At 40.3% G+C, this 5,662-nt stretch carries 5 protein-coding genes; all 5 read left to right on the top strand.

Annotated features, from left to right (window positions below):
- Positions 1 to 249: 249 nt before the first annotated feature.
- The 5 genes from ACTB0Y_RS11160 (at position 250) to argJ (ending at position 5,462) form a co-directional block, all read left to right on the top strand.
- On the top strand, positions 250 to 885 hold the full coding sequence (locus ACTB0Y_RS11160; protein WP_463206904.1) for a GNAT family N-acetyltransferase: 636 nt from the start codon (positions 250 to 252) through the stop codon (positions 883 to 885).
- Positions 886 to 1,115: 230 nt separating this feature from the next.
- Positions 1,116 to 1,955, top strand: coding sequence for an acetylglutamate kinase (gene argB / locus ACTB0Y_RS11155; RefSeq protein ID WP_463206903.1), 840 nt, complete (start codon positions 1,116 to 1,118; stop codon positions 1,953 to 1,955).
- Positions 1,956 to 1,964: 9 nt separating this feature from the next.
- Positions 1,965 to 3,158: an acetylornithine transaminase gene (locus ACTB0Y_RS11150; RefSeq protein WP_463206902.1), complete on the top strand. Its 1,194-nt coding sequence runs from the start codon at positions 1,965 to 1,967 to the stop codon at positions 3,156 to 3,158.
- The gene (gene argC / locus ACTB0Y_RS11145; RefSeq protein WP_463206901.1) at positions 3,151 to 4,188 is read left to right on the top strand and encodes an N-acetyl-gamma-glutamyl-phosphate reductase; all 1,038 of its coding nucleotides are present in this window, start codon (positions 3,151 to 3,153) and stop codon (positions 4,186 to 4,188) included. Before ACTB0Y_RS11150 ends, argC begins: the two co-directional genes overlap by 8 nt.
- A 56-nt stretch (positions 4,189 to 4,244) precedes the next feature.
- Positions 4,245 to 5,462, top strand: coding sequence for a bifunctional glutamate N-acetyltransferase/amino-acid acetyltransferase ArgJ (argJ, locus tag ACTB0Y_RS11140; RefSeq protein ID WP_463206900.1), 1,218 nt, complete (start codon positions 4,245 to 4,247; stop codon positions 5,460 to 5,462).
- Positions 5,463 to 5,662 lie beyond the last annotated feature (200 nt).

Genomic DNA, 5,662 nt, shown 5'->3' with positions numbered 1-5,662 from the left:
AAAGGCTCTGGGATGCAGGAGTTTTTCCGGCTTCGTGAAACGGGAACTTGAAACACGAAGCCGGAAAAACTATGCTCCTGCCTTATCATCTGCTATTTGCTATATGCGAAATTAGCCAAACTTAAGTGTCCCGCCAAAGGCGGGATGGAACCGCATGATTAAAATAATCATTGCTCGTGTGTGTTTAATGATTATTTTAATCATGCTTGTTTCATATCTTTTTTACACCTTTGTATAAAGTTTTCTGATATGGATATAAATATTTTGGAATGGATTGGTTATTTAGCCTCAATACTGATAGCCATATCATTAATGCTTACTTCTATAGTAAGATTAAGGATCGTTAACCTCATTGGTTCTGCCACCTTTTCAGCTTATGGTTTTTTAATTGGTTCGCTGCCTGTGGGTTTTGTGAACCTGTTTATTGTATTTGTCAATATTTATTATCTGTATTTGATTCTCAATCGCAAGGAGTATTTTGAAACACTTGAGGTAAGCCCACATAACAAATATCTGGAACGATATCTTAAATTTCATGAAAATGAAGTAGAGCGATATTTCCCCGGGTTTGTGTTTAATCCGGAAAAGCATACATTTTGTTTTTTTATTTTGCGTGATGCACAGGTAACCGGACTATACATTGCCTACCCTGAAGACGAACATACTTTGCATGTTGTTTTAGATTATGTTGGTCCGCGTTACCGGGATCTTAAAAACGGTTATTACATCTACAATAAATTTGTGGACTTCTTTAAAGAAAAGAATTTTGATAAGATTATTGCTGAAGCTCGCAGCAGGCATCACTATAAATATCTTAAGAAACTTAAGTTTAAAGCACTTCCTGATCAGGAAAATGGGGAAATATTGTTTGAAAAAGAAATATGACCTTGCAAATGGAATTAAGTAAGGTTTTATCTTTATTAATAGCTTCCAGATACCGCGAAGCTTGCTTCAGCAAGATTTTTTTTGAACAATGCAACTAACTTAATGGTTTGACTATTGTATGAAACAAATTTCAGAAATCATAACGTACCAATATTGTCCAATATGACAAGTATATAGGCACTATCTCTATTTATGATATTTTACTGATTTGTTAACCAAAAACATTATTTATGGAACTCGAAGATCCCGAGTCAAAACCTGTACTTTTGTTTAAGTATGGCGGCAATGCAATGAGCGATGATCGCCTGAAAAAAGATGTACTGAAAAATATCGGTAAGCTTAAAGCACAAGATTGTGATATTGTAATTGTGCATGGCGGCGGACCGTTTATTAAACAAGCACTTAATGAGGCCAGAATTGAGTCAGAATTTATCGATGGCCAGCGAAAAACTACACCCGAAGCCTTTGAATATGTTGAAATGACGCTGAAGGGCAAAGTTAACAGTCATTTGGTTGGTTTGCTTAATGGTTTGGGACACAAGGCAGTTGGCCTGTCCGGGCAGGACGGTAAAACCATAATTGCCAGCAAACGCCGGCATGAAACTTTAGTTGACGGGAAAATGACACCAGTCGATTTGGGACAGGTTGGTGACGTGGCTTACGTAAACCCGGAACTGATTTATTTATTACTAAAGAACGATTTTATTCCTGTAATATCTTGTACAGCGGCGGATGAATTCGGAGTTGGTTACAACATTAACGGTGATATGTTTGCCGGACATTTGGCAGGAGCCATAGGAGCCGATGAGTACGTTGTATTGACCGACGTAGACGGCCTTATGAAAGATAAAAACGACCCTGCTACACTCATAAGCGAAATACAACTGGCAGACCTTAAAATGCTTGTTGATGATGGAACTATTCAGGGAGGTATGATTCCGAAAATTGAATCGTGCGAAATAGCGCTGAATAAAGGAGCTAAAAAAGCCCGAATTGTGAACGGGACCAAACCCGGGCAAATACAAAAAATAGCCGGAGTATTTAATATTGGTACTAACATAAAAAAATAAACTATAATTATGACAACTAAAACGAATCAATTCTATCACGAACTTGATCAGAAACACTATTTACAAACATTTAAACGATATCCAATCACACTTGAACGGGGCGAAGGTGCCCGTGTGTGGGATGTAGAAGGTAACGAATACATCGATGCACTGGCTGGCATAGCTGTCAACAGTCTTGGTCACAATCATCCTGCTTTGGTGAAAGCAATTCAGGAGCAGGCTGCACAACTGATACACATTTCTAACTTTTACTTGAGCGAGCCGCAGGTGCGTTTATCCGAAAAATTAACCACGTTGTCGGGGCTCGACCGTGTGTTTTTCTCCAATAGCGGAGCGGAATCTGTAGAAGGAGCCATAAAAATAGCCCGAAAATACGCCCATAGCAAGGGGCGTGGAGGAGAGGTGATTTCCTTCGAAGGTTCTTTTCACGGCCGAACGCTGGCTACAATTGCTACCGGAAAACCTCAAATGCAGCAAGGGTTTGAACCTATCCCTGCAGGATTTCATCAAATACCTGCCGGTGATATGAAAAAAGTGGAAGAAACCGCATCGAACCTCACTGCAGCTATTATTATTGAACCCATACAAGGTGAAGGAGGTATCAATGTAGCTGATGGTAAGTTTCTGCAATCATTACGTGAATTTTGTGATAAAAATGATATTGTACTCATTTTTGATGAAATACAATGTGGAGTTGCTCGCACTGGGCGTATGTTTGCCTGGGAGCATTATGGCGTAAAACCCGATATTATTACACTGGCCAAAGGATTGGGCGGGGGTGTTCCAATTGGTGCTATTCTCTCTAATCAAAAAGTAAGTGATGCCATAGATTTTGGCGACCATGGAACTACTTTTGGCGGTAATCCGCTATCAACAGCAGCTGCACTGGCAACATTGGAAACTATTGAAGGAGACAACCTCGTGCAACAGGCACATGAAAAGGGGGCCTGGCTTGTGGAGCGTATTCAGGCGCTAAACGAAGTTTCTATTAAGGAAATTCGTGGTAAGGGGTTAATGATTGGCATTGAATTTAATTTTGAGACCAAACCGCTTGTTCAGAAAATGCTTGAACATGGTGTGCTGGCCAATGCTACCGCAGGTAACGTATTGAGACTTGTGCCGCCACTTGTAATTACTTATGAAGAGCTGGAAAAAGTAGTTGAAGTGATTAAACAATCATTAAAAGAGATTAACCATGAATAAAAAGAAAGTTGCTATTATAGGTGCTACCGGGTATACCGGATCAGAGTTAATAAGGATACTGGTAAACCATCCTGAGGTAGAAATTACCATGATTACTTCTGAAAGTTATGCCGGGAAAAATATTACCGATGTACACCCGTTTTTACAAGGTATTGCAGATTACAAGTTGCATTCGGTTGAAGATATTGATGATGCCAATGCTGATTTAGTGTTTCTTGCACTGCCACATGGCGTATCAATGGATTTTGTGAAACGGTTTCAGAATAAACCATTTAAGATTGTAGACCTATCAGGTGATTTCAGATTACAAACACCTGAAGTCTATGAAGAATGGTACCAGAAAACACATACTTTTTCACAAGGTTTTTCATTAGCTAAATTTGGGTTGCCTGAATTGTTCTCAGAGGAAATTAAGCAGAGTAACCTGGTCGCAAATCCCGGTTGCTTCCCAACAGGAGCAATCCTTGGAGCTGCCCCGCTTCTGGCTGGTGGATATGTTGAAGCCGCCCCGCTAATTGTAGACTCTAAAACCGGTGTCACCGGGGCAGGTATTAAATCGAAGCCTGTGAATTTATATTCCAATGTAAACGACAATTTTAAAGCATACGGACTTAAAAAACACAGGCACACCATTGAAATACAGGAAGTGTTAGGTACGGTAGCCGGAAATGATATTGCCGTACAGTTTACACCGCATCTTTTACCCATTGACCGTGGAATATTATCTACTATTTATGCAAAACCGGTAAAAGAAGTAACCGATGAACAGCTAAATGATATTTACAGACAGTTTTATGAGCATGCCCCATTTGTCAGGTTGCGAAATCAGGCACCGGCAACTAAAGATGTTCGGGGAAGTAATTTCTGCGATATTCATGTAACTTATGATGAGCGTACCAACATGATAATTGTTATTACTGCAATTGATAACCTGGTGAAAGGAGCAGCCGGACAGGCCGTACACAACATGAATCTTATGCTGGGTATTGAAGAAAAAACAGGTTTGAATTTAGTTCCGGTTCAGCCGTAAGTTGTTGAATAATAATTTGTTAATAATAAAATTTTTGAAGTCAAAAAATACATACCATGGAAATGATTAAGAATTTAACCAATGTCAGAGGAATAAAATGCTGGGGAGCACATACGGGTATCAAATCGTTGCGTCGCGACCTGGCCATGATCTATTCAGATGTTCCTGCGAGTGCTGCAGGCGTTTTTACGCTAAATAAAGTTACAGCAGCTCCGGTCGACCTAACTAAGAAACATATTGCCGACGGTAAAGCACAGGCTATTGTAATTAATGCCGGTAATGCCAACGCAGCTACCGGCGAACAAGGGCGCCTGGGTGCCGAGGCAATGGCCCAAACAATGGCCGAAGAGCTTAAAATTGATAAGGAATTAGTGCTCGTTTCTTCCACGGGCCTGATTGGCGAACCTTTTCCAACCGAGGAAATAGTGAAAGGAATTCGCGAGAATGTTGGTAAGCTTACCACAAAATCTAATGCGGGATCGTTTGCTGCTAATGCCATTCTTACAACAGATACCTATGCCAAAGAGGGTTTTGTCGAATTTGGTGTAGATGGTTACGAAATCAATATGGGTGGAATAGCTAAAGGTTCCGGGATGATTCATCCAAATATGGCTACTATGCTGGCTTTTATTGTTACTGATGTGGCTATTGAATCTAAATTACTGCAAGAGACGGTAAAAGAAGCAGCAGACAAATCATTCAATATGATTACTGTTGATGGAGATACCTCCACAAACGATATGGTGCTGGTTATGGCCAATGGCAAAGCAAATAACGATACACTTAAAACCAAAAAGGACGCAGGTTACGCCGAGTTTAAAAAGAATCTCGAGGAAATGATGATCCACCTGGCTAAACAAATTGTTTCTGATGGCGAAGGTGCCTCAAAGTTTATAGAATATGAGGTAGTGAATGCTTCTAAAGTTGATGAAGCCAGAACTTTGGTGCGCGAAATCTCAGATTCAACACTGGTAAAGGCCGCAATGTTTGGTCGTGACCCAAACTGGGGACGTATAGTCGGAGCTGCAGGTAATGCAGGCATCCCTTTCGATTATCAAAAAATAGATTTGTATCTCGGTAGTGATGAAAAACTGGTGAAAGTACTTGAACAGGGCGTACCGCAGGAGTTCGATCGCAATATGATGAAAAAGCTGCTTCGGGAGTCGCACCTACACATTAAACTGGATTTACACCAGGGTAAATCGGCCGCCAAAGGCTGGGGTGCCGACCTTACAACCGATTATGTAATGTTTAATTCAGTTTATACCACCTAGAAATTGATGTTTATTGATAATTTAATTGGGCAGGTTTGCTACTTTTGCGGCCTGCTCATTTTTTAAGAATTAAATTTAATGGGGTATCTGATCATCTCCCGTAAAGTTTTATCTTTACGAAATGAAATATCCGGCAGATCAAATGGAATTTGAAGAAATGTTTAAATCGGAGCAAGCCTGTATTGATTACTTGGTATCAT

This window comes from Salinivirga sp., assembly GCF_055145285.1.
The sequence above is the reverse complement of the archived record's forward strand: the minus strand, read 5'-3'. Positions and strand labels throughout refer to the sequence as shown.

Bases quoted from the DNA above. Each gene is read 5' to 3' on its own strand.
- argB (WP_463206903.1), top strand. From the start codon at position 1,116: ATGGAACTCGAAGATCCCGAGTCAAAACCTGTACTTTTGTTTAAGTAT.
- ACTB0Y_RS11160 (WP_463206904.1), top strand. From the start codon at position 250: ATGGATATAAATATTTTGGAATGGATTGGTTATTTAGCCTCAATACTG.
- ACTB0Y_RS11150 (WP_463206902.1), top strand. From the start codon at position 1,965: ATGACAACTAAAACGAATCAATTCTATCACGAACTTGATCAGAAACAC.
- argC (WP_463206901.1), top strand. From the start codon at position 3,151: ATGAATAAAAAGAAAGTTGCTATTATAGGTGCTACCGGGTATACCGGA.
- argJ (WP_463206900.1), top strand. From the start codon at position 4,245: ATGGAAATGATTAAGAATTTAACCAATGTCAGAGGAATAAAATGCTGG.